Origin of the sequence: Pantoea sp. MBLJ3 (assembly GCF_000816655.1) — a bacterium.
In the GTDB taxonomy this organism is placed as follows: Bacteria; Pseudomonadota; Gammaproteobacteria; order Enterobacterales; family Enterobacteriaceae; genus Pantoea; species Pantoea eucalypti.
On record NZ_JSUT01000003.1, the window covers coordinates 43936 to 70915 of the forward strand.

Consider the following 26980-nt stretch of genomic DNA (forward strand, 5'->3'; position numbering starts at 1 on the left):
TTCGTGCTTTTCCCCCGCTGGCTGTTGGCTTCCTTATCGACTCCTGTTAAAACGTCCTTTCGTAAAAATTTTTCTCTACGGCAGGAAATATGAGTGGCAGTCAGACCTTAGTGGTCAAGTTGGGTACCAGCGTTCTCACCGGCGGATCTCGCCGGTTGAACAGGGCGCACATGGTGGAACTGGTTCGTCAGTGTGCGCAGCAGCACGCCGCAGGCCACCGCATTGTGATCGTGACTTCTGGCGCAATGGCCGCCGGACGCGAACATCTGGGCTACCCCGAACTGCCACCGACCATCGCCTCAAAGCAGCTGCTGGCTGCGGTGGGGCAGAGTCGTCTGATTCAGCTGTGGGAACAGTTATTTTCTATCTACGGTATTCATATTGGTCAGATGCTGTTGACCCGTGCCGACATGGAAGATCGCGAACGCTTTCTGAACGCCCGCGACACGCTGCGTGCGCTGCTGGATAACCATATTGTGCCGGTGATCAATGAGAACGATGCTGTCGCCACCGCTGAAATCAAAGTGGGCGACAACGACAATCTCTCTGCGCTGGCGGCGATGCTCGGCGGCGCCGACAAGCTGCTGCTCCTGACCGATCAGCAGGGGCTTTTTACCGCCGATCCCCGTAACAATCCTGAGGCTGAGCTGATCAGTGATGTGCATATCATTGATGATGCGTTGCGCGCCCTGGCGGGCGACAGTGTTTCCGGGCTCGGCACTGGCGGCATGTCGACTAAGCTTCAGGCGGCGGATGTTGCCTGTCGTGCCGGTATCGATGTGATCATCGCCTCGGGCAGCCGCAGCGGCGTGATCAGCGATGTGATTGATGGTAAGCCGGTCGGTACGCGCTTCCATGCGCAGCAATCGCCACTGGAAAACCGTAAACGCTGGATTTTCGGTGCGCCTCCGGCGGGTGAGATCACCGTCGATGACGGTGCACTGGCAGCCATTATCGAACGTGGCAGTTCGCTGCTGCCGAAAGGGATCCGGGCGATCCAGGGAAATTTCTCGCGCGGTGAAGTGATCCGCATTCGCAGCCTGCAGGGCCGGGATATCGCTCACGGCGTTTCACGCTACAACAGCGACGCGATGCGAATGATCGCCGGTCATCATAGTCAGCAGATCAGCGAGATCCTGGGATATGAATATGGCCCGGTGGCGGTTCACCGCGACGACATGATCGTCAGTTAAGGAGCGGACAATGCTTGAAGAGATGGGAAAAGCGGCGCGTGCCGCAGCGTATACCGTGGCCGATCTGTCAACGGCAGAAAAGAACGATGTTCTGATGACGATTGCTGACCGGCTGGAAACCGAGAGCGCTGACATTCTTGCGGCTAACGAGCTGGATTTAGCCGATGCGCGTCAGAACGGCATGAGTGCCGCGTTATTAGATCGACTGACGCTTAATCCGCAACGCCTCAGCAGCATCGCCAGCGATGTGCGCCAGGTTTGTCAGCTTGCCGATCCGGTAGGGCAGTTAATCGACGGTGGTCAGCTCGACAGCGGGCTGCGCATTGAACGCCGTCGCGTGCCGCTGGGCGTCGTTGCGGTGATTTATGAGGCGCGCCCTAATGTGACGGTTGACGTCGCCAGTCTGTGCCTGAAAACCGGCAACGCCGCTATTCTGCGTGGCGGCAAAGAGACCTGGCGCACCAATGCGGCCACCGTTCGGGTCATTCAGAACGCGCTGAAGCAGCACGGTTTACCGGTAGCCATTGTCCAGGCGATTGAAAATCCTGACCGCGAGCTGGTGAATCAGCTGCTGAAGCTGGATCGCTACGTCGACATGCTGATCCCGCGCGGCGGAGCCGGGCTGCATAAACTGTGTCGCGAGAACTCCACCATTCCGGTGATTACAGGCGGCATTGGCGTCTGCCATATCTACATTGATGAGACGATGGAGATTGAACCGGCACTTGATGTGATCGTCAACGCCAAGAAACAGCGTCCCAGCGCCTGTAACTCACTGGAAACGCTGCTGGTGGACCAGGCGATGGCCGAACGTTTTCTGCCAGCTTTCAGCGCGCGAATGGCGCAGGAAGGAATCGCGCTGCATGCTGACAGCAACGTGCTGGCACAACTTCAGCATGGCCCCGCCCCGGTGAAACCCGTGAATCCTCAGCAATACAATGACGAGTGGCTGTCGCTGGATCTTAACGTTAAATTGGTGGCGGATATGGATGAGGCGATCGATCACATTCGTACGCACGGCACACAGCACTCAGATGCTATCCTCACCCGTAATACGCGTAATGCCGCGCGTTTTGTTCGTCAGGTCGACTCGTCAGCGGTTTATGTCAACGCCAGCACCCGCTTCACCGATGGGGGTCAATTTGGCCTGGGCGCGGAAGTGGCGGTCAGTACACAGAAATTGCATGCCCGTGGCCCCATGGGGTTAGAGGCGCTGACCACCTATAAATGGATAGCGTGGGGAGACGATACGCTCCGCCCATAACGACGATAATTTTTAACAAAGCGGGAGTCTTTCAAAGGCTCCCGTTTTTTTTATCCCGATTTTTCGGACCAGTGAAAGATAGGATTTTCTGCGCATCAGATCATTTTCTGTTCTGTTCTCGTCATCCCTGGCAATTATGCTGCCTGATATTCACGCAATTTCTTACGGAACATTCCTGAAAGCCGGGGCTGCAAGCGGCCTGAGGCAATATTTTTTGTTTAGCCGCAGGCTGAAGCGGATAATGATAGTTAGCAATGCTTGATAAAGCGGTTAGGTAGTAAACGAGCGGTAATATAAAATGAACTGGTAGCAATAACGAAAATAACATCCAGTATCTCTTCTATGGCTGATTATTAACTAATGGTTAAAAAAGAAAGTACAAGACAAGCTTTCACCGCCAGGCTGATAGCGGCCTGTGAGAGTGCCGGCATTGTCGGACATGGACGAAACAAAAAGGTTGCCAGAGCTCTGCAGCAGCAGGGCTGTAAAATTTCAACGCCAGGCGTGTGGAAGTGGTTTAACGCGCAGTCAGTGCCTGATGGCGGCAATTTACTGGCACTCAGTCAATTGCTGGGCGTCAGGGTAGAGTGGCTCCAGTACGGCATGGAGCAATCCACTGAACCTGTAGCGATGAGTACACTCACTGGCCACAAGAGTGTGTTTCGTATTGATAGCCTCGACATTGGTCAGCGCAGTGCTGCGGGCCTGCCCGCGCGCGATGAGTTTGTCGAGACTATCCAGGCGATTGAATATGGTCTGGATGAGGCACGGGTTCTGTTCAACGGCCGTCCGGCGGAAAACATTCGGTTGATCGCTATCAACAGTGATTCTATGGCTGACACCTTTGCACCGCGCGATCAGCTGTTTGTGGATATCAGCGTGCGGATGTTTGACGGCGATGGTATCTATATTTTTACCCTCGACGAGCAGCTCTACCTTAAACGCCTGCAGCTGCAGCATAAAAAAATTGCAGTGATATCAGATAATAAACGCTATGAAACGTGGTATCTCAATCGTGATGAGGTCACCAGCCTGAAGGTGCTCGCAAAAGTGATTATGAGCCAGGCGCGACACTATCAAATTCTCGGCTAAAGCCGTTTCTGCCGCTTTTCTCCGGAGAGCTGCAAAAAAATAATCGGCATAAATTCATAAATTTAACCAGCGGTAAATAAAAAATTAACCAACAGTGTTTGATAAAGCATAAGAACCTGTTAATAATTTGGACATGGATGAACGAAGACGTTCTTTTCAGGGATGACCCGCTCTTAAACAATTCAGGCGCTGCACAAGCGCGAATCATACCACCCAAAAGTCAGTGAACTTTGGGATGGGGTGGATGCGCAAATGCAGCGTCGTCAGATGCCGTTTATTTCCCCTCGCTTACTTTCCACCTGGCTGCTTACGCAGCCGGGCGGTGAGCGTGCGACCGCGATATACGACATTCGGGTCCGTTCGGTTTCCCGAAAGCTCGCGCCTGCCACCCCATCGCCAAATACTCATTCACAGGAGGAGTTATGGCGATTATTCACTATGGCAAAAGCGTTTTCACTGGCAACGCACGTACGCGTCGCCATCGGCGGCGCCAGCCTCTCAGCAGCCTGCAACAGAGCATCGATCAGGCATTGAACTTTCCAGCTGAACCACCAACCCTGAGGCGTGCAGAGCAAATCTGCCAGCGTCAGGTCGCCCCGCGCGTTGATCGCGCAATCACAACACCCCGCGTGACCAGTCAGGAAACACCCAGTTTCGACAATTGCTGTCTTCCGCATGTTCATCTCTACGCCGTGAGCTGAAGCGGAAGCGCGCGCCGTTTTTCGTTCCGGCTAACGCTTTGTTATCTCCAGCTCTCATTGGGCGCAATCTGCTGAATTACTGTTTAGTTTTGCTGCAGCTTCAGCAAGGCCCTTTGCTGTGCCGGGCTTGTTAATGATCAGCGGGCGTTATGTATTTATTTTCACAAGGCTGAAGGCCTTAATTCGTCATTGAGGAGTCCGTATGAGCCAAATCATCGCAGTACTGAATTTTGAAGAGGGATATGTCGACACACCTTATCTCGACACGCTGGGTTTCCCCACGGTGGCGGGCGGCATACGCATTGGGCCAAAAGGGGCGTCGCTCAGTAATTACACTTTCCGCGTGCCACGGCGCGTCGGTGATGTCTGGAAGCAGTGCATTCTGGAAAACAAAGTTCAGGAGATGCAGGGCAGGGAGCTGCTGCGCAATGCGCTGACGAAGTGCAATGACGCTCGTACCGATGTGTTGCTGAGCATGACGTATCAACTGGGCGTGGAGGGCGTCCTGCAGTTCAAAAACATGCTCACCTCCATCATCGCTGAACAGTTTAGTGATGCGGCTGACGCGATGATGAACAGCCTCTGGGCGCGTCAGACGCCGGGCCGGGCCCGGCGTCATGCGGAGATGATGCGCACCGGCACCTATGCGATTTACAGGGGGCTGCTATGAGATGGCTCATGTTTCTCATTGCCGTGCTGACGGCAATCATCATTCTGCTGCTGCTGCAGCGCTTTACCACCCTGCAGTTTGTCTCTCATGCCCGCCTGCTCTTCAAAACCTGGTCTGTCTGGCTTGCGTCGTTGGGTTCCATGCTCAGCGCCTGGGCGCAGTCATTTCCCTCTGCCGCCGTTGATGCCTGGAACGTGCTGCCGGAGGACGTGAAATCGATTCTGCCCCACAACTACCTGGGGCTGGTAGGCGCATTCATGGTGGCGATGGGAGTAATTGCCCAGTTTGTTCGTCAGAAAAACCTGCTCACCGCGAAGGAGCAGGCGGGAGGAGCGAAACCATGACTCTCATTACCACCTTACTGGGCGGCAGCTGGCACTGGCTGGCCGCACTCGCTGGCGTGATTGCGGCGCTGGGCGCCAGTTATTTCGGCGGCAAAAAAATCGGCAAAGTGCAGCAAAAAGCACGTTCTGACGTCGATAACGCGCAACAGGAGGCGTCTCGCGTTAGCGCGGTGGCGCAACAGCAACAACACAACCGCGAGGAGGCTAACCGTGTGGCGACCGACAACCATAGCCTTGATGACGCTGCTGCTCGTGACAAGCTGCAGCAGTCGAAATACCACAAACCCTGAGCCGGTAGCGATTACCGACTCTGCCTGCGTACTTTTTTCCCCTCTTTATACCTACGGCGATGACGCGCAAAAAATGGACGTTCGTACGGTGCGCGCCATCAACACCCACAACGACATGTGGGACTCCCTTTGCGGCCATCCGGCTGCGGCTAAGTAGTGCGCTGATTTCAGCGCGATATCTCTGTGATCCTGAGGAGGATTCTATGATCGAAGTTAACTCTTTTGCTGAACTGCGTACCACTGTTCCACCAAAATCAGGTGAAGTCGCCAGCCTTAAACGCTATTACGATAAGGACTCCAGCTTCCGGGGTGGCGCAGACTTTGTCGGTTTCCTGAGTACGACACCGCTAAAAGATGATGGCGGTACGGTGGCGATAGGCAACGGTTTCTACTGGAAACGCACCATCAACGATCCTACGGAAGTGAACATTCTGCATTTCGGTGCGAAAGGGGATGGCGTCACCGATGATACTGATGCTTTCAAGCGGATGCTGGCATGGACCCAGACCTACAACACCTACGTGAAAGCGATGCCGGTGCGATTTCCGGGTGGCCGCTTCCTGATTTCACCCATCGATCTCACCGATACGGAGTTGCCGTTCTTTGGTATCAGCGGTGATGATACCGAACTCGGATCGTCACCCCGCACCACCATTGTCTCTGACAAAAGCGCGAATACGGTATTCAAGGTGAATGCGCGCAAAATCGTCATTAAAGGCATTTGCTGGCACGGACAGGCTAACGCCGGAACTGTCGACACCTCTCTCAAAGTCACCGTCACGCCTGAACAGTGCAGCAACGTTCAGCCATTCTTTGAAAATACGATTGTTGGAGGCCAGATCGTCAATATCTTCTGCTTCAAGGCTCAAAGCACCGGGGGAACTGTCTTTAAACTGCAGGATACGCTCGACAGTAAATTCGATCAGATCTACAGCTCCAGTACCTATTCCCGTGTGTTTGATGTCGGCTGGTCAAATACACCAAAGGGAAACTGGGACCACTCAACAGCGATTGAGCTGTGTAATGCTAACTTCCAGTCGGGCTATGGGGACGCCACGCTCTACATGCCGCGCGTCACACAGGGAGTCATGCGCAACGTCTGGATTGAGCACACGACTAACCCGGGTGATCTGTCGGACGGGGGCTGGAACATCGAAACGCTTAACATTGAAGATTGCGCCACGCCGCTCAATCTCAACAATGCCCGCGTGGTGATGCGTCATATCAACCTGCAGGCGGGGGCGAAAATCACCAATGATATAGCCGGAAACAAATGGCTATCGACTTTTGAATATGGCTACCGTCGGGATGAGAACTACGGCACGTTCATGACCGGTTCACTGCGTGCCGGCTATTACAGTGGCTATAAAGTGGTGAACAACACCGCTACCGATAACTGGTATCGGCTGGGGCAGCTCTATTTCCCGGCGCCTAACCAGCAATGGGTGATGGAGCTGATCGGTAAAGCGGATGCCACCACGCCGTCCGGCACCGCCGGTTCACCGGTAAATATGCCGGCCACAGGTAAAACCCTGATCAACCTGCAGCGACTGGAGACGGTCTGGGCCGATGCTTACCATATGGGACAACCTTCTGTGCTGGACATTCGTTATGGCCGGGTAGGGACCACCTATGCCGTAATCTGGGTCAAGCTGAAAGCCAATAGCGGCGAGACCATGTTCAATCTGAAGACCACGGGTCCCACCCGGTTTGATACCGGTTCCTGCTCGCTGTTCCAGTCAGATATGACGATGGTTGATGACATCACCAAAATCAGCAACCTGAAACCCGCTGCACGTTTCGGCATGCACAATGGGCTGGCGGGTATCGGTGCCAACGAGAAAGGGGTGGTGACGCTGGCGACTGCGGCGGGTACACCGACTAACAAGACCGCGCCGACCGGTTTTGTGCTGATCAATATCAACGGCGTGGATCGTAAGGTTCCTTACTACGATTGATGATCGGCATATTTTGGGCGAGGTGTGAGCCTCGCCCTTTTTTTGCTCTGTGGGTATCTCCACTTCTCTTTATGTCGGCAGGAACGCATCGCTGCAGAGCCCTGCCAGGCTGCTTCCCTGAGAGAGTCTCGCGCTTTCATGTTCTCCAGTCGACGGATTACGATTAATTTGAATTAGGAGTTGCGTCACTGTGAGAAGTGTGGCCTAATGAATCGTCGGTTTGATTAACAGACACTATCAAAGTAAGTAACCAAAGCAGTTCTCATCTCTAAGTTTGTCGCGAGACATCCCTTCTTTTTGAGTCTTCTCTTACGTTCTGATTAAAATCTGTTCTCAGGCCATTATGCCGGAAGGCTCGATATATTAAGGATTTAAGCATGTCTAACAAAATTCGCGGTACCGTTAAATGGTTTAACGCAGAGAAAGGCTTCGGTTTCATTTCTCCTGCAGACGGCAGCAAAGATGTATTCGTACATTTCTCTGCAATCCAGGGCACCGATTTCCGTTCATTAGATGAAGGTCAGCAAGTTGAATTCACAGTAGAAAATGGCGCCAAAGGCCCAGCTGCTGCGAACGTTGTTGGTCTCTAAGGACTGAAAATTACTTTTAAGTGTCCTCACTGTAATGGCTCACAGTTTCGTACATCACATTTTGATGTTACAAGAGCCAATCCGCATGGAGCGAAATGCATTTTCTGCAAATCTGTCGTCGTTCAGGTGAACATGGCAAGGATTGCAACTCAGAGCCAGCTTCGCGCGCTCTGATAAAGGCTAGTGAGCTTTATAGCGTTGTTGCATTTATAGTAATAAAAGGTCGCCTCTGGCGGCCTTTTTTGTGTCCGCTATTCCTGTCCTCAAACCTCAAACCTCAAACCTCAAACCTCAAACCTCAAACCTCAAACCCTTCCTGCACGCGTCGGGTGGCGTCAGCTTTCTTTGTCTCGGAACAGTGTTAACAGCCTGAAATCTATCCGCTCTCCATCATCGTGCAAAAAAAAGACCCGCCGGGGCGGGCCGTTAAGAAGGTTTAACGCAGTACGGGTTGCAGAGAAAGCTTGCCGGTATTGAACACGCTCATCGCCTGTGCCATGCGCTCGGCCTGATCCTGCAGTGCCTGAGAGGCGGCTGATGCTTCCTGTACCAGCGCGGCGTTCTGCTGCGTTACCGCTTCCATCTGAGTAATTGCCTGATTGATTTCATGGATGCCGCTGCTCTGTTCGCTGCTGGCGATCGTGATTTCGCTCATAATGTTTGCCACGCTCTGCACGCTGTTCACCACTTCACCGATGGTTGAACCTGCATGCGTCACCAGTTTGCTGCCTTCATCGACTTTAGCGACAGAATCTTCAATCAGCACCTTAATCTCTTTGGCTGCGGAAGCTGAGCGCTGTGCCAGATTACGCACTTCACTCGCCACGACGGCAAAGCCACGACCCTGTTCACCCGCGCGCGCGGCTTCTACGGCGGCGTTAAGGGACAGGATATTGGTCTGAAAGGCAATCGAGTCGATAACGCTGATAATATCGACAATTTTGCGTGAGGAGAGGGCGATGGCTTCCATCTTCTCGATGACCTGCTCCATGACCACGCCACCTTCACGTGCCACGCTTGAGGTGGTGGAAACCAGGTGATTAGCTTCACGCGCGTTGTCGGCATTGTGTTTCACCGTCGACGTCATCTGCTCCATCGCAGAGGCGGTCTCTTCCAGGGAGCTGGCCTGCTGCTCAGTTCGGGTTGAGAGATCAAGGTTGCCGCTGGAAATCTGCGTTGATGCAACCGCGATAGTGTCGGAGCCGGTACGCACTTCCGTCACAATTGACAGCAGGTTATCGTTCATCCGCTGCAATGCCTGCATCAGAACACCTGTTTCATCGCGTGAGGTCACCTGCATCTGGGTACTCAGATCGCCGGCCGCCACACGTTCAGCGACATCAACAGCTGCAACCAGTGGACGCACGATTGAACGGGTCAGGAAGTAGCCCAGCATGATAGAAGCAAGAATGGCCAGTGCGGAGAAAATCAGCGTGATGGAGATAGCAGACTGGCCATTTTCCACAATACCCTGACCTTCAGTCCGCAGCTGTGCATCCTGAGAGTTGGCAAAATCCACGGCATCCTGCAGGAATTTATTCTGGGTAGCCGTCATTGATTTCAACACATAGATGCTTGCTGCATCAAAGTTGCCCGCTTTTACCAGGGTAATTAATTCGGCTTTGACCTTTTCAAATGCCTGAGAAGAGGCCAGCAGACCGGCGATCTTTTTCTTACCGATTGGCGTGACCTGAATGTCTTCAATCCTTTTCATGGCGCGGTTGGTACGTTGCGTGGCTTCATCCAGCTGACCATAACGTTTCACATTATTTTCCGGATGTGTCGTGTCGATCACCATGCCGCGCAGGTATTTGATCTGATCGTTGACGCCATCGCGCACATCAAATGCCAGTCGTACTTTCACATAGCGATCATCAACGATCGACGAGATCGCCGTATTGATATTGTTAATTCTGGTAATAGATGTCACACCAATCACTATCAGTAACGTCACAATAATGCCGAAGGCTGCTGCAAGCCGCATTCCGACCTTCATATTCCTGATGCTGAACATGTTCTTTTCCCCGTTATTTTATTAATCAATTTATTAGCAACACTCAGATTCCCTGCTGTTGTACGCAAAGCCGTGCTGAAGTCTGTGGTCACAGCCGCAGGCAAAATGTGATCTCGCGCATACAGTTATCGGAGTGCAGAGTTGTATCTTTAATAATTTTTAAGTAATCACGCAGCGTGAATAAATAATCAGTGAAAAGCATCAGAAAAGGTTAACAAACGAGCGGAGGCGGAATTCAGGCAAAAAAAAGGGCTGTCAGCAGTGGTGCTGACAGCCCGATCCAGACAAACATGAATGGATTCAGAAAACTAAAAAGTAGAGGCCTACCCAGAACGCGACGCTTAAACTGACGGCGCTAATCCAGGCCAGCTGACGTAAACGGCCACGCAATACCTTTTGAGGAGAAGGTGTCGCAGGTGCGGGCGTAACAGGTAAAGTTTCAATGTGCATAGTCGTTTCCTGGTCAGGTCAGCGATTCCGCTGATCAAAAAAAGTAAAAGTGTGCCGGGCATTCTTTGCGGCCCGTGTTCACTTAACGGGCGGTATCGAGAACGTTGAAAATCACGTCTGAAAGTTCATTCAGCTCAAACTTTGCCACATAGCCGTCGGCACCCACTTTACGCACGTGGTCTTCGTTGGCGCTTCCAGAGAGTGAGGAGTGGATCACGACCGGCAGCGTTTTCAGAATCGGGTCACGCTTGATGTTGCGGGTCAGCGTAAAGCCATCCATCTCGGGCATCTCCAGATCGGTCAGTACCAGGGCAATTTTGTCGTGAATCGACTCGCCTGAAGCCTGCACTTCCTGGCTTAGCTGCTTAATTTTTTCCCAGGCATCAAGGCCGGTGTTAAACATCAGCGCCGGAATGCCCATGCTCTTCAGTCCCTGCTCCAGCAGCTGACGCGCGACTTTGGAATCTTCTGCCACAATTGCAACCGCACCCGGACGATAGTTGAAGGCACGCGGTTTGGCCGCTTCAGGCTCGACGCCGCGTGACGACGGGATGATGTCATACAGGATTTGCTCAACGTCCAGCACCATCGCCAGCTCGCTGCCCTGCTTATCGGTGTCCAGGCAGGCGATGCTGGTAATGTTGCGACCGCCGATACCGGCTTCAGCGGTATGGACCTGGCTCCAGTCGAGACGCACGATGTTATCCACGGATTCCACGGCAAATGCCTGGGTGTTACGGGCATACTCGGTGACCAGCAGCAGGTTAAGGCCCGTTTCGGGTACGCAACCTGCCACAGCAGGCAGGTCGATGACCGGAATGAACTGACCGCGAATACTAGCCATACCCAGCAGCGGCGAACTCATTCCCGCGGCTTTGGTGATGGTCTGCATTGGTACAATTTCACGCAGCTTGAAGACGTTAATGCCAAACAGCTCAGACTTGCCTTTCAGCTGATCAGAACCTAAGCGAAACAGCAGCAGCTCAAACTTATTCGATAATGCGAGGTTCGCTCTCTCATCGATCTCTTTCTGAAAATTATCCATGGTTGCCTCTGCATTAACGCAGCTGGTGAAATAGGGTGTGAACAGGTTATCGGCAGCAAACGGAAAAAGGTGAGAAGAGAAAGGTGAAATAAAACGGACGCCAATTATTGTGCCAGGCTTAACCCTGAAGGTTCAACATGGACACCTTTCCAATAAAGGAGTGTGAAATGAAAAAAGTGATTTTAGCGTCGTTGCTGGTGATGATGAGCGCGGGTGTGTCGGCTGAAGAGGGCGGATACAAAGCGGGTGATGCGCCACCGCCGCAGCACAAGCAGGATGCGGGCTATAAAGGCTCAGAAGATACCGGTCAGACACATATTGATCAGATCCGCGACTTCCGTCAGGGCGGGTATGTGACGCTGGAAGGTTACATCGTGAAGAAAGAGCAGGGCGAGCGCTATCAGTTCCGCGACAACACCGGTACGTTACCGATTATCGCACCGAAGAAGACCTTTGATGGTAAAACCTACTCCGCGGAAGACAAAGTACGTGTCAGTGGTAAGGTACAGGGCAAAGGGGATAAAACCACGCTGCATGTGACACAAATCGAAGAGCCATAAGAAATCGGGCGAGGTAATAACCTCGCCCGATTTTATTCAGTCCTTCAGCAGAATCGCCCGGCAGGTTTTGCCTTTGATTTTGCCCTGCTTGAGTTTCACCAGTGCCGCTTTAGCGTGGTTCGCTTCAATCGCCACGTAGGCATGGGTTGGGGTCAGAACGATTTTACCGATCTGATCGGCGCGATAACCCGCTTCACCGGTCAGCGCACCCAGAATGTCTCCCGGACGCATCTTGGCTTTACGACCACCATCAATACACAATGTCATCATGGCGGCAGGCAGAGGCTTGCTGCTGCCTTTTTTCAGTGTGCTGGCAGAAACCCACGGCAGTTTTTGCTGCAGGAAATCCTCCAGTGCATGTGCGCGCGCCATTTCATCGGCAGCAACCAGGCTGACGGCAACGCCATGTTCGCCTGCACGTGCGGTACGACCGATGCGGTGCAGGTGGATTTCAGGATCCCAGGCAAGCTGGTAGTTGACCACCATCGCCAGTGATTTAATGTCGAGTCCGCGTGCCGCGACATCAGTGGCAACCAGTACGCGTCCACTGCCGTTAGCAAAACGGATCAGCACACGTTCGCGATCGCGCTGTTCCAGGTCACCATGCAATGGCAGGGCGCTGATATCACGCGCGTTAAGCGCCGCAGCGACATCGTCACATTCACGTTTGGTGTTGCAGAAGACCACACAGGATGAGGGCTGACGGTCGCTAAGCAGTGCGATGAGCAGACCCAGTTTTTCATTGTGGCTGGCTTCAAAGAACTGCTGGTCAATTGAAGGCAGTTCGCTGACTTCTTCAGTTACCACGCTCAGCGCATCACGCTGGAAGCGGGTACTGATGGCGGTGATGCCGTCGGGCCACGTAGCGGAAAAGAGCAGCGTCTGCCGCGAGGCGGGCGTCGCCTCAATGATAGTTTCCATATCATTGAGGAAACCCATCTCCAGCATCCGATCTGCCTCATCCAGTACCAGCGTGTTGAGCTGGTCCAGTTTGAGGTTTTCGCGGTTGATGTGGTCGAGGATACGACCCGGCGTGCCGACCACGATATGCGGTGGATGCACCAGCGAGTCACGCTGTGCACTCATCGGTTGTCCGCCACACAAGGTGAGGACTTTGATATTTCGGGTGAAGCGGGCCAGCTGGCGCAGCACGTTGCCCACCTGATCGGCCAGTTCCCGGGTTGGACACAGGATGAGTGCCTGAGTCTGAAAGCGGGTGCTGTCAATATGGTGCAGTAAACCAATACCAAAGGCAGCCGTTTTACCGCTGCCGGTTTTCGCCTGCGCACGCACGTCGCGTCCCTGCAGAATGGCGGGCAGCGTAGCAGCCTGCACGGGCGTCATGCTGGTGTAGCCCATCTCGCGCAGGTTATCGAGCTGGCTGTCGGGAAGCGAATTGAGGGTAGAAAAAGCGGTCACGGGCGCGGCCTCTGAGGCTGAAAGTGTAGGGCATTATTGCGGGGCAAGTCTGGCAGAAAGCACGCCTGACAGCAACGGGAACCTCGATGGTTAACGGTATGAAACTATCTCTGCCGGTACGCTTAGGAATAGACTGAAGTTTGCCTGGAAAAGACGGTTTTTTTTAATCGATTCGCTGAATGTAAAGCTTTTCATTTCAAAGTGATAATTTACCAGGACCATGCATTGCTATATAAGCCTTCGTTTTTAAAAATTTATTTCATTGTTAATCAGATGATTCCTTAATAATCACTCCAGTAATAGAATTAATCATTAAAAAATATCGCTCTCCATGCCGATAAAAATCCTGAGCTAATTGCTTTATATTTAGCGCGCCATATTCCTGGTACAACGACCGGTAGAGGGTATTTGCATTGAGTAAACGCATCCAGGGACCACATGAAAATGTGCTTAAAATAGTAGGCCGCGCCGTACTGACACTGCATATTCATGGAGAGGGCTTATCGGCTGATAAGATCGCTTCGATGATTGCGTGTTATGCGGAAGATGAGCCCTGTGATCAGGAAGATCGTCGCTTATACGCGCTGGCAATGGAACTAATGTCGAATAATCAATGGGCCAAAAGCGCGTAACCCGCACTTCGCTCAGGTAAATGCAGAGCCTCCCTTGTGGAGGCTCTGTTGTTTTTGGGGAGAGGGCTGGCTCGCGGTCGATTGAGTCTGGCTCGGTGAAAAGGGTGGTAGCCCGCGATGCTTTGCTTCAGGCGCAGGCTCCCATCGCTTCACGTCAGGTGGTCGTCTGTTAACCCAATGCGGTTTTGCTGTGTCAGGCGGAGGCCAGCGCAAACACCGGTTTACCGCGCGAGAAGGTCGCGACCACCGGCGAGATCCGGGCTACGGCTTCGGCGGAACAGCTTGCCGCCACCAGCATCATACTCGCGTCATCGCCCGTCACGGGCCACTGGCGTTGACCCTGAGCAGAGAGTGGCAGCCGGTCGCCTGTGGCAATCGCCAGCGCCCGCGACAGCGAGAATTCATCCGAGCCGCGATAGAGTTGTGCATAAAGATTCGCTTTTTCCAGCATGCTGCCCGTGCCAAAGGGTGACCAGTGATCGATGACGCTGTCTGTGCCGGTCATCACTTTCACACCCGCTTTCTGTAGCTGCGGAACTGGCATGGTGAGCTTGCCGATCGGCAGCGTGGAGGCGACGCTGAACTGCTGCTCCGCCAGCCCTTCGATCATCCTGTCCAGCGCACTGCCGGTCAGGGTCGCCAGCGCGAAACCGTGGCTCAGCGTCACTTTGCCTTTTAGCACCGGATTCTTCGCCACGGTGTCAATCATGTACTGAATCGCCGCCACGCCAGCAGGGGAGGTTTCATGCAGATGAATATCCACGCCGCGCTGGTAATCGAGCGCAATCTGGAACATCGCATCCAGCGACCTCTCCATCGCACCATCGACATTGGTGGGATCCAGCCCGCCGACATACTCAACGCCGTGCTGCATTGCTTCGCGCATCAGCCCGTCAACCTGCGAGTGCAGCAGGCCGTGCTGCGGGAAGGCAACGATCTCGCAGGGAAAATCGGGGTGCCGGGCTAATGCCGCCTGCAGATGTTCCAGGCTCCTAAGGCCGCTGACCGGATCAATGTTGCAATGGCTGCGGGCGCGGGTGGTGCCTTTGGCGTGCAACAGAGCGATCAAGGCTTCAGCGCGAGCCTCGGAGTGCGGCAGCAATTGCGGAATCAGGACTTGTTCGCGCGCAATCATATCCATGATGGTTTTGCCCTGACGGGGACGCGGAGCCTGCCACGGGCCGCCGTAGAAGGTTTTATCCAGGTGAATGTGCATATCCTGCGTGGCGGGCAGCAGCAGGGCATCCTGTGCGTCCCAGGACGGCAGCGTGCTGTCGCCCTGGCCTGCGGGCACCAGCTGGTCAATTTTACCGTCGCGTACGCTGATGTCATAACGTCCGGTCCGGGTCGCGACGATTTCGTCATCCTCGCGAATAAACCCTTCTTCCAGCCTCACATTGCGCAGCAGGTAGTGATCCTGCTGTGGCAGGGCGGTGGACTGGTCGGGATTGAGAGCGGGTGAAGATGAGGACGTGGCGGCACTGGCCTGACCGAGACCGGCGGCCAGTAAGCCGCCTGCAGCGGTCCAGCGAACACCTTGTCCAAGAAAATCGCGGCGGCTCGGTGAAGAGGAAATAGGCATCAGAGGCTCCTGCAAAGTGAACAAGACATTAATCTGACAAACGACGCTTCACCCTGCTGCGTTATTTTCCACTGACGACTATTCGATATCTCACTGCCAGCGCAGCTGGCTAAAGGCCGCCAGTGACTCTGCCAGTTCGCGCTGCAACGGATCCTGCGGCTGGCGGCAGAACAGTGCCAGTTCAAAGGTATCAATCAACGGCAGTCCCTGCTCAGGACCCAGCACCCGATGTTGCGGCAGGCGGCAGCTGGCGGGCAGTAACGTGAGTCCCAGTCCCTGCGCACTGGCGGCGGCCAGCGCGACCAGGCTGGCGCTGCTGTAGCTAATGCGCCAGCTTCGACCCAGCGCATCCAGCGTCTGGCACACCTCGTCACGATAGAGCCCCTGCTGGGGAAACAGCACCAGCGGCACCGGCGTCTGTTCAAAGCAGGGCCACTCCGCGCTGTCGAGCCACAGCAGGGGTTCGGGACGCGACGCCATCGGACGCTCGCCGTAAGGCTGCTTGATCAGCATGATGTCGAGCTCTTCACGCTGCCAGGCGCGACGCAACTCCACCTGCATGCCACTCATCACATCCAGCCGCAACTGCGGATGGTCGCGGCTGAAGTGCGCCAGCAGGCCGGCAGTGGGTGCAGCGAAATCCTCCGGCACGCCAAGGCGCAACACGCCGTCGCGCCACTGGTCACTCAGCACATCGTGCGCTTCGCCATTCAGAGCAATAATCCGGCGGGCGTAGCCTAAAAGTTTTTCGCCCTCTTCGGTGATCTGCACCTGATGCGAGGTGCGAACCAGCAGTTCCTTTCCTAACATCTCTTCAAGACGCCGCACCTGCTGGCTGACAGTGGATTGCGACAGGTGCACTCTGTCGGCGGCGCGGGTAAAGCTGAAGGTTTCGCACACCGCCACAAAGCTAAGCAACTGCTGCGGGGTAAACATGGGCTGACGATTCATTTTTCCACTACCTGGCAGAGTAATATTTCATTTCCAGATAGTAGCGACTGCTGCCAGGCTGGCAACCTTTAACTGCTTGGATCTCAGATGAAGAGAGAGAACAATCTGCTGCTGGCGGCGCTGGTGCTGGCAGGACTCAATATGCGGCCACTGATGACTTCGGTTAGTCCGTTACTCGGCCAGTTGCGGCAGAGCATTGGTCTGTCGTCACTGGCGGCATCGCTGCTACCTGCGGTGCCGATGATGATGATGGGCGCTATTGCGTTAATCAGCGCCCCGCTGATGCAGCGTTTTGCGGTGCGCAGACTGCTGCTCGGCGGTCTGGTGCTGCTGTTGCTGGCGCTGGTGAGTCGGCTGTTGGTTACTGATGGCCGCTGGCTGGTGCTGACTGCCGTGCCGGGTGGGGCAGGCATTGGCATTGTACAGATGGCGATGCCGGGATTGATCCGTCAGCGTTTTGGCAGCCGGAGCGCCGGCGTGACCGGACTCTGGGCCGCCGCGCTGATGGGTGGCGGCGGAATTGGCGCGGCTATCTCGCCGTGGCTGAGCGCACATTTTGGCTGGCAGGGCGCGCTGAGTAGCTGGGCGCTGCCGGTGGTGCTGGCTATTCTGGTCTGGCTGTTTATCACCACCGCGCCGCCCACAGCCCGGACAGAGGCAGCAGAGATGCCTTCGCTGTGGCGAAAAACCCGTGCCTGGACGCTGGCGCTGAGCTTTGGACTGGTGAACGGAGGATATGCCATCTGTGTTGCCTGGCTGCCTGACTTTTATCATCAGCTCGGCTGGAGCACACAGGCGGGCGGTTCACTGCTTGGTATGATGATCGCCTGTCAGGTCTCGGGTGCGCTGCTGTTGCCGTTGCTGGCTCGGGGCCGCGATCGTCGTCCGCTGTTGCTGTTCACGCTGGCGATGCAGCTCAGCGGCATGCTCGGCTTTCTGCTTGCGCCACAAGGGGCGCCGTGGCTCTGGGCGGGGATTGCGGGCGTCGGACTGGGCGGGGCGTTTCCGCTGGCACTGGTGCTGGCGCTGGATCATCTTGATAAACCCCAGACTGGCGCACGGCTGGTGGCCTTTATGCAGGGCGTCGGCTTTATTATTGCGGGCAGCATGCCGTTTATCGCCGGTCAGCTGCATGCGTTCACCGGCCAGTTCGCCAGCATCTGGATTCTGCAGGCGGCGGTTACGCTGCTGCTGGTCGTCCTGACTCTGCGTTTCCATCCACGCAGCTATCAGCGGGCCTTTCCCGGCGTGAGTAGCTGATTTTGGTCGGACCAATCAAAGCAATACTTTTCTCTGGTTCACACTCCAGAAATATTCGCGCAACTTCTATTGCCACGGATTAACAATACATTAACTATCTCTTGCCACAAGCCCCGATAAAGCATTTTGGTCTGACCAATTCGGGGCGCAGGGCATGCAGCGCTGCGGCTACATGCTTCGTCACCTCTTCCTCTGGAGATACTGGCATGCAGATCTGGCAACAAAACTACGATCCGCTGGGTAATATCTGGCTCTCAAGCCTTGTTGCTCTGATCCCGATTCTCTTTTTCTTCTTTGCGCTGATTAAGCTGAAGATGAAAGGCTATCTGGCGGCCACCACTACAGTGGTGCTGGCGCTGCTGGTGGCGCTGTTTCTCTATCAGATGCCGGTTGCACAGGCGCTGGCTGCCGTGGGTTATGGCTTTCTCTATGGATTGTGGCCGATTGCCTGGATTATTGTCGCGGCGGTATTTGTTTACAAGATCTCGGTCAAAACCGGTCAGTTCGATATTATCCGCGCCTCTATCCTCTCGATTACGCCCGATCAGCGTCTGCAGATGCTGATTGTCGGCTTCTCATTCGGGGCTTTCCTGGAGGGCGCTGCAGGCTTTGGTGCGCCAGTGGCGATTACTGCCGCGCTGCTGGTGGGACTCGGCTTTAATCCACTCTACGCCGCCGGCCTCTGCCTGATTGTAAACACCGCGCCGGTCGCCTTTGGTGCGATGGGCATTCCGATTATTGTGGCGGGCCAGGTGACCGGACTGGACAGTTTTGCCATCGGTCAGATGGCTGGACGCCAGCTGCCGCTGCTGACCCTGATTGTGCTGTTCTGGATCATGGCGATCATGGATGGCTGGCAAGGCGTGAAAGAGACCTGGCCAGCGGTGGTTGTCGCGGGCGGATCCTTTGCCATTGCCCAGTTCCTCAGCTCCAACTTCCTGGGGCCTGAACTGCCCGATATTATCTCTTCACTCGCCTCGCTGGTTTCGCTGACGCTATTCCTGCGGGTCTGGAAACCGGTGCGTATCTTTCGGTTTGCCGATGCAGAGGCGAAGCAGGGCGATCCGCTGCTGCCTCCGCAGAAGTATCGGCTGGGCCAGGTGATCCGTGCCTGGATGCCGTTCCTGTTTCTTACTGCTACCGTCACGCTCTGGAGCATTCCGCCGTTTAAAGCGCTGTTTGCCAAAGGCGGTGCGCTCTATGACTGGGTGCTGGCTGTGCCGGTTCCGATGCTGAATGAGCTGGTGGCGCGGATGCCACCGGTCGTCAGCAGTGCGACGCCTTATCCGGCGATCTATAAACTGGATCTAGTTTCTGCCACGGGTACCGCCATTTTAATCGCAGCCATCATCGCTATGCTGTTCCTGCGCATGAAACCAAAGGCGGCATTGCAGACCTTTGGTGAAACGCTGAAAGAGCTGGCGCTGCCAATCTACTCCATCGGAATGGTGCTGGCGTTTGCGTTTATCTCCAACTATTCCGGCCTCTCTGCGACGCTGGCACTGGCGCTGGCACACACCGGCCACGCATTTACCTTCTTCTCGCCGTTCCTCGGCTGGCTGGGTGTCTTCCTGACCGGATCAGATACCTCATCGAATGCACTGTTTGCCGCGTTACAGGCCACCACTGCCCAGCAGATTGGCGTCTCCGATATTTTGCTGGTGGCGGCGAATACCACCGGCGGCGTGACCGGTAAGATGATCTCGCCACAGTCGATCGCCATCGCCTGTGCAGCGGTCGGGCTGGTGGGGAAAGAGTCCGACCTGTTCCGGTTTACCGTTAAACACAGCCTGATTTTCACCTGTATGGTCGGTGTGATTACCACACTTCAGGCCTATGTCTTCCCGTGGATGATCCCATGAACAGCCATGTCGATCCGCTGGTGATGCGCCTCCGGGCGTATATCACCGAACATCAGCTTGAACCGGGTATGCGACTGCCCGCCGAACGTCAGCTCTCTGCGGAGCTTGGCGTCTCCCGCTCCTCGCTTCGGGAAGCGATACAGCAGCTGATCAGCAGCGGAATGCTGATCAGCCGACGTGGCGGCGGCACCTGGCTCCGTCAGCAGCTGGCACCCTGGTCGGAGCAACGCATCGTCGAGCCGATTCGTCAGTTACTGCGCGACGATCCCGACTACCGTTACGACATTCTGGAGGCGCGCCATGCCATCGAGGCCAGCACGGCCTGGCATGCCGCACTGCGCGCCACCGACAGCGACAAAGAGAAACTGCAGTTCGCTTTCGACGCCACCCTGAAACTCAAGGAGAGTGACGATCCCGATCTCGCCGCGCAGGCGGATGTGCGCTTCCACCTTGCGATTGCCGAGGCGTCGCACAATGTGGTGCTGCTGCAGACCATGCGCGGTTTTTTTGAGCTGCTGCAGTCATCGGTGATGCAGACCCGTCAGCGCATGTACACCCAGCCTGCGATTTTCGGCCGCCTGACGGAACAGCATCAGGCGCTACTTGATGCAATCCTTGCGGGCGACGCCGAAACGGCCCGTCAGGCGGCGATGCACCATCTGGGTTTTGTGCACACCACCATGAAAAGCCTGCATGAAGATGAAGCGCGTCAGGCGCGCATCACCCGTTTACCGGATAACGACATACGCAACCCTAAGGAATCTGACTGATGATTATCTCAGCTGCCAGTGACTATCGCGCCGCCGCGCAACGTATCCTGCCGCCGTTCCTGTTTCACTATCTTGATGGCGGTGCCTACGCCGAGCACACCCTGCGACGTAACGTGGAGGACCTGTCTGACGTAGCGTTGCGTCAGCGCATCCTGAAGAACATGTCGGAACTGAGCCTTGAGACAACATTATTTAATGAAACGTTGTCGATGCCGGTTGCGCTCGCACCGGTCGGTCTGTGCGGCATGTATGCCCGTCGGGGTGAAGTACAGGCCGCGCGCGCTGCCGCCCTGAAAGGCATTCCGTTTACGCTGTCGACAGTCTCGGTTTGCCCGATTGAAGAGGTGGCCCCGCAGATCAACCGCCCAATGTGGTTCCAGCTCTATGTGCTGCGTGATCGCGGGTTTATGCGCAATGCGCTGGAACGCGCCAAAGCCGCCGGTTGCTCAACGCTGGTGTTTACCGTGGATATGCCGACGCCGGGTGCACGCTATCGCGATGCGCACTCCGGGATGAGCGGTAATCATGCGGCGCTGCGTCGATACTGGCAGGCGGTTACTCATCCACAATGGGCACTGGATGTGGGCCTGCAGGGGCGTCCACACGATCTGGGGAATATCTCCGCCTATCTGGGTAAGCCGACCGGGCTGGAAGATTATATCGGCTGGCTGGCGAACAACTTTGATCCCTCGATCAGCTGGAAAGATCTGGAGTGGATCCGCGAGTTCTGGGACGGACCGATGGTGATCAAAGGTATTCTCGATCCGGAAGATGCGCGGGATGCGGTGCGCTTTGGCGCAGACGGCATCGTGGTCTCGAATCATGGCGGACGTCAGCTGGATGGTGTGCTCTCTTCGGCGCGGGCGCTGCCCGCGATTGCCGATGCCGTCAAAGGTGACATCACGATTCTGGCGGACAGTGGCATTCGTAACGGGCTGGATGTGGTGAGAATGATCGCGCTGGGCGCAGACAGCGTGCTGCTGGGAAGGGCCTTTATTTATGCGCTGGCGACCCACGGTCAGCGCGGTGTTGAAAACCTGCTGAACCTGATTGAGAAGGAGATGCGCGTTGCCATGACACTGACCGGCGCAAAATCCATTAGTGAAATCACCCGCGATTCACTGGTCCAGGCGGAGGCGTTGCTGGCCCCAGCAAGCACAACGCCACGTCCGCGTGCGGTGAGTTAGCCTGCGAAAATGAATGCATTGTCTATACTTAGCTTCTTTACCAACAGGAGGAATGACATGACGATTCACAAGAAAGGTTCGGCGCACTGGGAAGGCGATATCAAAGGTAAAGGCACCGTCAGCACCGAGAGCGGCGTGCTGAGCCAGCAACCTTATGGCTTTAATACCCGTTTTGAAGGCGGTAAAGGCACCAACCCGGAAGAACTGATTGGTGCAGCGCATGCAGCCTGTTTCTCTATGGCGCTGTCGCTGATGCTGGGTAACGCGGGTCATCCGCCGGAAAGCATTGATACCACGGCCGACGTGTCGCTGGACAAAAAAGGCGACGGCTTTGCCATCACCAAAGTGGCGCTGACCAGCACCATCTCTCTGCCAGGCATTGATGCGTCAACTTTCGACGAGATTATCAATAAAGCCAAAGCAGGCTGCCCGGTTTCTCAGGTTCTGAATGCGGAAATTACGCTGGATTACACCCTGAACAACTGATGCCGGCGACGGGTCGCCTTTTGGTGGCCCGGACGTTATGCTATCCCCTCGGTCCTGTTACTGACCGAAACTGATGCGCCTTCTGGCGCATCTTCGCTTTCTGATGAGAGGAAACCGAGGTGACAAGATACCGGGCGGCCAAAAAGTACTGGAAGATGGTGCTGGTTCTTTTATGCATTTGCGGTGGTCTGCTGTTGATTCGCTGGGCCGCCATGATCTGGGCATGAGTCGATGAAGGGGACCGGGCGTCACACGCCGTGCAACGTTTTGATGGTGATGATTGCGCTGGAAGGGGAGCTCTGCCGGCTCACAGCCTCATGTCTGCCGGGATAATCGTGTTATTCAGACAAAGGCATCTTCACGCCGTTGTTTAGCCCGCACGTCACTGCGCGCAATGCGATACGCTTTGCGGGGATCGCCCACCACAAATTCAAAGGTTGGCGTGTAGTAAAATGGCAACCAGCCGCCATAGCTGCTCTCCCACTCCCATCGGACGGGGCAGGGCCACAGAATGCCATCATACAAAAGATAGTATACCCAGCGTCCACCAGGACGACGGGGGCGTGATGTTTTCATGGGATTCACTACGGTAATGGTTAACAACAGCTTATATTTTGTACGCTAAAGCGCCAGCTTGCAATGTTACAGCGCCGCTTTATTGAACCTGGTCCTGAATTAGCGATGGACCTCTCCGCAAAGCAGGACCACATTCGGCCTGACTTTATGAATGCGGTTCGCCATCGTTTCGCAGTCGACCTTTGTCGGATAGATGCGCTCCGAGACCGGCAGCGCTTCGCAGGCATCGTAGCCGCACGCGCTCACTAACAACACAAATCCTATCAACATAGTTCCTCTCCTTTGCACGGTCTGGTGGTACGGACTGCGGTGCTTTTTATCCCTTTTTAACATCCAGTATAGACAAACGTGACGGTGCGGCATTGTCAGTGTGAGCTATGGTCCGCCCGCAGGGTCATGCCGGCGTCTGTCAGCGTGTAAGAAGAGGAGTGATGCCTGCATTAACCCGCGAAATACCAGGCGGGCAGCAGCGCAATCAGGTTATTCAGGGTGTGGAGGAAGATGGGCAGCGCCAGACTGTTGCTCCGCAGCCGGGCATAGCAGAGCAGCAGTGAAAACAGCGTCAGGGCGATAAGCGTCTGCCAGTGCACATACTGCGTATGCATTACCGCAAACAGCAGCGAGGTGAGCAGCATACAGGCAAAGCGGCTACGTGGCGCCCACAGCAGAAACCCCTGTAACAGAAAACCGCGGAACAGCACTTCTTCAAAAACCGGCGCCAGCAACACGGCGGTCAACAGCAGGATAAGCAGCGAATTACGTCCCTGCTGCGCCTGCATCACCAGCCAGCCTTCCGGCTGCATAAATTGCATCTGTGCTGCCATCAGGACAAACAACGCGCCGGTAAAGAGCAGGGTTTGCAGGGTATAAAGTTCACCCAGCGGTAAATCGGTACGGCGCTGGCAGTAGAAGCGATAAAGCGGGTAGATCACAGCAAATTCAAACAGACAGAGCACGGGCACCAGCAGGCCGTCATTACGCAGCACGCCGTAATTAGGGAACAGGGTGATCAGCATGGTAACCAGGTAATAGACCACAAAGCTGCCGACGTAGAACAGCGTCAGGGTCACTCTGTCGGAATTGATGTTCATAGGCGACTCAGCCAGCGAAGGTAAGCGCATAGTAGCAATGCCCCCGATCGCTGTCGAGTCAGCCTGTAACACAATATTTAAGCGCAAAATGTTTACCGCAGACTAAACACCCGAGCGCCCGAGCCGATAACTGAGGAAACTAATCGGGTCAGCACCCTGTGTGGTATTGCCGGCCTTTCCTCTCAACCCCTGGTTGTGTAGTGGGCACTCTTAATGACTTTTAATCCTCCGGCGCCACCCGCGTTGCCATTCAGACATGTTGCTGAAGATCGCACTGTCCGCTTTACGCGGCGCAGCCTGCGTGTCCTTTCGCTGCTGCTGTTTGGCGTGCTGGCGCTCTCGATGCTGATGGTGCTGACGATTGCGCAGCGGCAAAACAGCGTATCGGTTGAGCATGACCGGCTGCTGATGCAGCAGGCGTGGAAAAGTCGTCAGGAGGCGATGGTAACGGATATCCGGGATTATGCGTTCTGGGGCGAAGCCTGGCAAAATCTCCATGTCAGTGTGGACAAAGTCTGGGCGTTTGACGAAGAGAACTTTGGTCCAGGCCTGTATGAGGAGTATCACTACGAGGGTGTTTTCGTGGTCGATGGTAAAGGCCACACCCGTTATTCAGTCATTAACGGCAAACTGGTGGATACGCCGCTGGAGGCCTGGCTGGGCAAAGAGACCTCTGCATTTATTGCGGCGGCACGTCAGCTTAACAACAAAGCGATGCATCGTGATGTGCTGATCAATCATCTGCCCGCCATCGTGGTTGCTGCCCCTATCACCAGTGGCAAAGTGAGGGCGGTGACGCCAGTGGCGGGGCCTCCGTCCATCATGATATTTGTGAGTCTGTTTACGCCTGAAAAATTAAAGGCGCTGGGAACATCGCTGGATGTACGCGAACTGCGCGCGCCAGCCAGTGAGGAGGATGCCCTGCGTGAACCCCGGATGATGTTAACGTTGCCGATGGGCGACCCGATTGTGCTGCGCTGGACCTCAAAGATGCCTGGCATGGGCCTGATCTGGTTTTTGCTGCCACTGCTGATGTTGATGGCGATCATCATCGCCATAATTACCCGTCGCGTCAGTCGCCATGCGCTCTCAAATGCAATTATCTCTGATCGGCGTTTCGCTATGCTGGCGATCAGTCAGCAGGAGCTTGCCAACAGCGAAGCGCGGTTTCGCGATCTCGCTGAGGCGGCGTCAGACTGGATCTGGGAGACGGATGCAGAGGGCCGGCTAATCTATCTGTCAGCGCGCTTTCATACCGTCACCGGCCATGACATTACGCACTGGCTGGGGCGTCACATCGATCATCTGCTGACGCATCCCAGCCATTCGCTGGTTGCCTGGCTGCGACGTCAGGAGGAGGACGGACAGCAGATGCCGCTGCGCTGTCAGTTCATGTCTGCGCACGGCAATCGTCGCATCGGCCAGCTGGTGGCAAAAACCATCTGGCACGACGCGAAACGCATCGGGTTTCGCGGTACGGTATCGGATATCACTCAGGGTATGGAAGCTGAGGCGCGCATTCAGTTCCTGTCGCGTCACGACGTCTTAACCGGCCTGTCGAACCGCATGCAGCTGCTGGAGTTTCTGACGCTACACCTTGCAATAACGGATGGCTCCGCGCCGCTGACGCTGGTCACACTCGATCTTGATCAGTTCCGGCCGATTAACGAAACCTGGGGTCATGCAGCAGGCGACGAGGTGCTGAGCCAGATAGCACAGCGACTGAAGCGCTGTATTGGTCCGCAGGAGCTGGTGGCGCGGCTGAGTGGCGATGAGTTTGTGCTGGTATTACGTGAAGCGAACCGTGAGCGGGTCGATCAGCGTTGTGCTCAGCTGGTGCATGAGGTTCAGCAACCGATCAGCACCGGCCATCATGTCCACTATCTTACCATCAGCATGGGGATTGCCTGCGCACCTCAGGATGCCAGCCACCCGGAAGCGCTGCTGGAAATGGCAGATATTGCGCTGAATGAAGCGCGTGACGCGGGACGCAATCAGTGGGTCTGGTATGCCAATGAGATGACCAGCCAGCGGGAAGATAAACGTGAAATGGCGCGGCGGATTGAGAAAGCGCTGAAGAACAATGAGTTTCGCCTGCACTATCAGCCACGCTATCAACTGCTGACGGGGCAGCTGGCGGGCGCTGAGGCCCTGATTCGCTGGCAGATTGCCCCGGATCAATGGATAACGCCCGACCACTTCATTCCACTGGCGGAAGAGAGCGGTCTGATCGCCACCATCAGCGACTGGGTGCTGATGCGCGCCTGTGAGGATGCTCTGGGGTGGGGCGGCGAACGCTATGTTTCAGTCAATATATCGCCAATGGAGTTTCGCACCAGCGACCTGGTGCAACGAGTCGCGAACGCGCTCGAGAAAAGTGGCCTGCCGGCAACCCGGCTGGAGCTCGAAATTACTGAGAACGTTACCTTTGAACACCCACAGCATGCGCTGGAAATCATGCAGGGATTACGTTCGCTGGGTGTCCGGTTGACTGTTGATGATTTCGGCACCGGCTATGCCGCGCTGGGCTACCTGAAAACCTTCCCGTTTAATGGCCTGAAGATCGATCGTTCCTGGATGAAAGATTTCCCGGAGTCGCAGCAGGCACAGTCGGTGGTCGCGGGGATTATTGCGCTGGCTCGCGCCTTTGCCCTGACGATCACAGCAGAAGGCATTGAGACAGAAGCGCAGTTAAACCAGCTAAAACAGCTCTCATGCGAAGAAGGGCAAGGTTACTTCCTTGGCCGGCCGATGCCACTGGCTGCATTCAGAACGCTGCTGGAAAGAACGGCGTAAAATCAGCCTGAGATGGCTTAACGCACTTTGACCGCGAGGGCGGTCATTAGCATTGCGCAGACAACAAAAATAATCAGTTCCATTATGACCTCCACGGGGCTGGGTAAGAAAATTCTTAAGAAATTGTAGGGGTTCACGGTGACTTTTTTTGGCTGAAAATGCGATTAATCTCAAAAGGACGCCTGCCCAGCAGTTGG

At 55.3% G+C, this 26980-nt stretch carries 28 protein-coding genes; 19 read left to right on the forward strand and 9 right to left on the reverse strand.

The features are described 5' to 3' along the window. Nucleotides 1-89: 89 nt before the first annotated feature. From proB to NP77_RS23765, 10 genes are all read left to right on the forward strand, one after another. Nucleotides 90-1193, forward strand: coding sequence for a glutamate 5-kinase (gene proB, locus NP77_RS03260; RefSeq protein WP_008924844.1), 1104 nt, complete (start codon nt 90-92; stop codon nt 1191-1193). A gap of 10 nt (nt 1194-1203) precedes the next feature. Beyond that, nucleotides 1204-2457 carry a glutamate-5-semialdehyde dehydrogenase gene (proA, locus tag NP77_RS03265; protein WP_039659021.1) on the forward strand — a complete coding sequence of 418 codons (1254 nt, stop codon included), beginning with the start codon at nt 1204-1206 and terminating at the stop codon, nt 2455-2457. Between the two features lie 360 nt (nt 2458-2817). Beyond that, nucleotides 2818-3549 carry a S24 family peptidase gene (locus NP77_RS03270; protein WP_039659022.1) on the forward strand — a complete coding sequence of 244 codons (732 nt, stop codon included), beginning with the start codon at nt 2818-2820 and terminating at the stop codon, nt 3547-3549. Between the two features lie 422 nt (nt 3550-3971). After that, a complete protein-coding gene (locus NP77_RS03275) occupies nt 3972-4250 on the forward strand; it encodes a hypothetical protein (RefSeq protein ID WP_003854417.1) in 279 nt (92 codons plus the stop codon). 202 nt (nt 4251-4452) lie between these two features. After that, the gene (locus NP77_RS03280; RefSeq protein ID WP_039659024.1) at nt 4453-4920 is read left to right on the forward strand and encodes a glycoside hydrolase family protein; all 468 of its coding nucleotides are present in this window, start codon (nt 4453-4455) and stop codon (nt 4918-4920) included. Beyond that, nucleotides 4917-5264 (forward strand): hypothetical protein, encoded by a 348-nt coding sequence (locus NP77_RS03285; RefSeq protein ID WP_008924848.1) that lies wholly within the window; start codon nt 4917-4919, stop codon nt 5262-5264. The genes NP77_RS03280 and NP77_RS03285 overlap by 4 nt, the downstream gene beginning before the upstream one ends. Continuing rightward, a complete protein-coding gene (locus NP77_RS03290) occupies nt 5261-5554 on the forward strand; it encodes a hypothetical protein (protein WP_039390758.1) in 294 nt (97 codons plus the stop codon). Before NP77_RS03285 ends, NP77_RS03290 begins: the two co-directional genes overlap by 4 nt. A gap of 203 nt (nt 5555-5757) precedes the next feature. Continuing rightward, on the forward strand, nt 5758-7512 hold the full coding sequence (locus NP77_RS03300) for a glycosyl hydrolase family 28-related protein (protein ID WP_003854410.1): 1755 nt from the start codon (nt 5758-5760) through the stop codon (nt 7510-7512). A gap of 377 nt (nt 7513-7889) precedes the next feature. Next, a complete protein-coding gene (gene cspA, locus NP77_RS03305) occupies nt 7890-8102 on the forward strand; it encodes an RNA chaperone/antiterminator CspA (protein WP_003854408.1) in 213 nt (70 codons plus the stop codon). 3 nt (nt 8103-8105) lie between these two features. Next, the gene (locus NP77_RS23765; RefSeq protein WP_085980553.1) at nt 8106-8276 is read left to right on the forward strand and encodes a cold-shock protein; all 171 of its coding nucleotides are present in this window, start codon (nt 8106-8108) and stop codon (nt 8274-8276) included. A 262-nt stretch (nt 8277-8538) separates the two neighbouring features. On the opposite strand, the gene NP77_RS03310 is transcribed toward NP77_RS23765, so the two are convergent. The 3 genes from NP77_RS03310 to NP77_RS03315 all read right to left on the reverse strand — a co-directional run bounded on the left by NP77_RS03310 (nt 8539) and on the right by NP77_RS03315 (nt 11611). After that, complete coding sequence (locus tag NP77_RS03310) at nt 8539-10116, reverse strand: methyl-accepting chemotaxis protein (RefSeq protein ID WP_033761898.1); 1578 nt, start codon at nt 10114-10116, stop codon at nt 8539-8541. 300 nt (nt 10117-10416) lie between these two features. Continuing rightward, on the reverse strand, nt 10417-10566 hold the full coding sequence (locus NP77_RS23615; protein ID WP_003850104.1) for a hypothetical protein: 150 nt from the start codon (nt 10564-10566) through the stop codon (nt 10417-10419). Nucleotides 10567-10648: 82 nt separating this feature from the next. Continuing rightward, nucleotides 10649-11611 (reverse strand): chemotaxis protein, encoded by a 963-nt coding sequence (locus NP77_RS03315; protein ID WP_003850102.1) that lies wholly within the window; start codon nt 11609-11611, stop codon nt 10649-10651. Nucleotides 11612-11778: 167 nt separating this feature from the next. On the opposite strand from NP77_RS03315, the gene NP77_RS03320 reads away from it, so the two are divergent. Further along, entirely contained in the window at nt 11779-12171 is a 393-nt protein-coding gene (locus NP77_RS03320) for a YgiW/YdeI family stress tolerance OB fold protein (RefSeq protein ID WP_003850101.1), read from the forward strand. A 36-nt stretch (nt 12172-12207) separates the two neighbouring features. Here the strand turns inward: NP77_RS03320 and dbpA are convergent, their stop codons facing one another. Continuing rightward, a complete protein-coding gene (dbpA, locus tag NP77_RS03325; protein WP_008924852.1) occupies nt 12208-13590 on the reverse strand; it encodes an ATP-dependent RNA helicase DbpA in 1383 nt (460 codons plus the stop codon). Between the two features lie 413 nt (nt 13591-14003). On the opposite strand from dbpA, the gene NP77_RS03330 reads away from it, so the two are divergent. Continuing rightward, nucleotides 14004-14222 (forward strand): hypothetical protein, encoded by a 219-nt coding sequence (locus NP77_RS03330; protein ID WP_008924853.1) that lies wholly within the window; start codon nt 14004-14006, stop codon nt 14220-14222. Nucleotides 14223-14415: 193 nt separating this feature from the next. Here NP77_RS03330 and NP77_RS03335 read toward each other — a convergent pair whose 3' ends face one another. Together NP77_RS03335 and NP77_RS03340 are read right to left on the reverse strand one after the other, a co-directional pair. Further along, nucleotides 14416-15804, reverse strand: coding sequence for an amidohydrolase family protein (locus tag NP77_RS03335; RefSeq protein ID WP_039659027.1), 1389 nt, complete (start codon nt 15802-15804; stop codon nt 14416-14418). A gap of 90 nt (nt 15805-15894) precedes the next feature. Then, the gene (locus tag NP77_RS03340) at nt 15895-16755 is read right to left on the reverse strand and encodes a LysR family transcriptional regulator (RefSeq protein WP_039659029.1); all 861 of its coding nucleotides are present in this window, start codon (nt 16753-16755) and stop codon (nt 15895-15897) included. A gap of 87 nt (nt 16756-16842) precedes the next feature. On the opposite strand from NP77_RS03340, the gene NP77_RS03345 reads away from it, so the two are divergent. The 6 genes from NP77_RS03345 (at nt 16843) to yniD (ending at nt 22547) form a co-directional block, all read left to right on the forward strand. Continuing rightward, entirely contained in the window at nt 16843-18015 is a 1173-nt protein-coding gene (locus NP77_RS03345; RefSeq protein ID WP_008924855.1) for a cyanate transporter, read from the forward strand. Between the two features lie 206 nt (nt 18016-18221). Then, nucleotides 18222-19877 carry an L-lactate permease gene (gene lldP, locus NP77_RS03350; RefSeq protein ID WP_039659031.1) on the forward strand — a complete coding sequence of 552 codons (1656 nt, stop codon included), beginning with the start codon at nt 18222-18224 and terminating at the stop codon, nt 19875-19877. Then, nucleotides 19874-20647, forward strand: a complete 774-nt coding sequence (gene lldR / locus NP77_RS03355) for a transcriptional regulator LldR (protein ID WP_039659034.1) — start codon at nt 19874-19876, stop codon at nt 20645-20647. Before lldP ends, lldR begins: the two co-directional genes overlap by 4 nt. Beyond that, nucleotides 20647-21834 (forward strand): FMN-dependent L-lactate dehydrogenase LldD, encoded by a 1188-nt coding sequence (lldD, locus tag NP77_RS03360; protein ID WP_039659035.1) that lies wholly within the window; start codon nt 20647-20649, stop codon nt 21832-21834. The genes lldR and lldD overlap by 1 nt, the downstream gene beginning before the upstream one ends. Before the next feature lie 57 nt (nt 21835-21891). Further along, a complete protein-coding gene (locus tag NP77_RS03365; protein WP_003850085.1) occupies nt 21892-22320 on the forward strand; it encodes an OsmC family protein in 429 nt (142 codons plus the stop codon). Between the two features lie 119 nt (nt 22321-22439). After that, a complete protein-coding gene (yniD, locus tag NP77_RS23770) occupies nt 22440-22547 on the forward strand; it encodes a small membrane protein YniD (RefSeq protein WP_085980552.1) in 108 nt (35 codons plus the stop codon). A gap of 115 nt (nt 22548-22662) precedes the next feature. Here the strand turns inward: yniD and NP77_RS03370 are convergent, their stop codons facing one another. From NP77_RS03370 to NP77_RS03375, 3 genes are all read right to left on the reverse strand, one after another. Beyond that, complete coding sequence (locus tag NP77_RS03370) at nt 22663-22896, reverse strand: hypothetical protein (RefSeq protein ID WP_008924857.1); 234 nt, start codon at nt 22894-22896, stop codon at nt 22663-22665. A gap of 99 nt (nt 22897-22995) precedes the next feature. Continuing rightward, complete coding sequence (locus NP77_RS23620; RefSeq protein WP_003850083.1) at nt 22996-23166, reverse strand: hypothetical protein; 171 nt, start codon at nt 23164-23166, stop codon at nt 22996-22998. Between the two features lie 170 nt (nt 23167-23336). Next, nucleotides 23337-23987 (reverse strand): CPBP family intramembrane glutamic endopeptidase, encoded by a 651-nt coding sequence (locus tag NP77_RS03375; protein ID WP_003850082.1) that lies wholly within the window; start codon nt 23985-23987, stop codon nt 23337-23339. Between the two features lie 213 nt (nt 23988-24200). On the opposite strand from NP77_RS03375, the gene NP77_RS03380 reads away from it, so the two are divergent. Further along, on the forward strand, nt 24201-26783 hold the full coding sequence (locus tag NP77_RS03380) for an EAL domain-containing protein (RefSeq protein WP_039659037.1): 2583 nt from the start codon (nt 24201-24203) through the stop codon (nt 26781-26783). Nucleotides 26784-26980 lie beyond the last annotated feature (197 nt).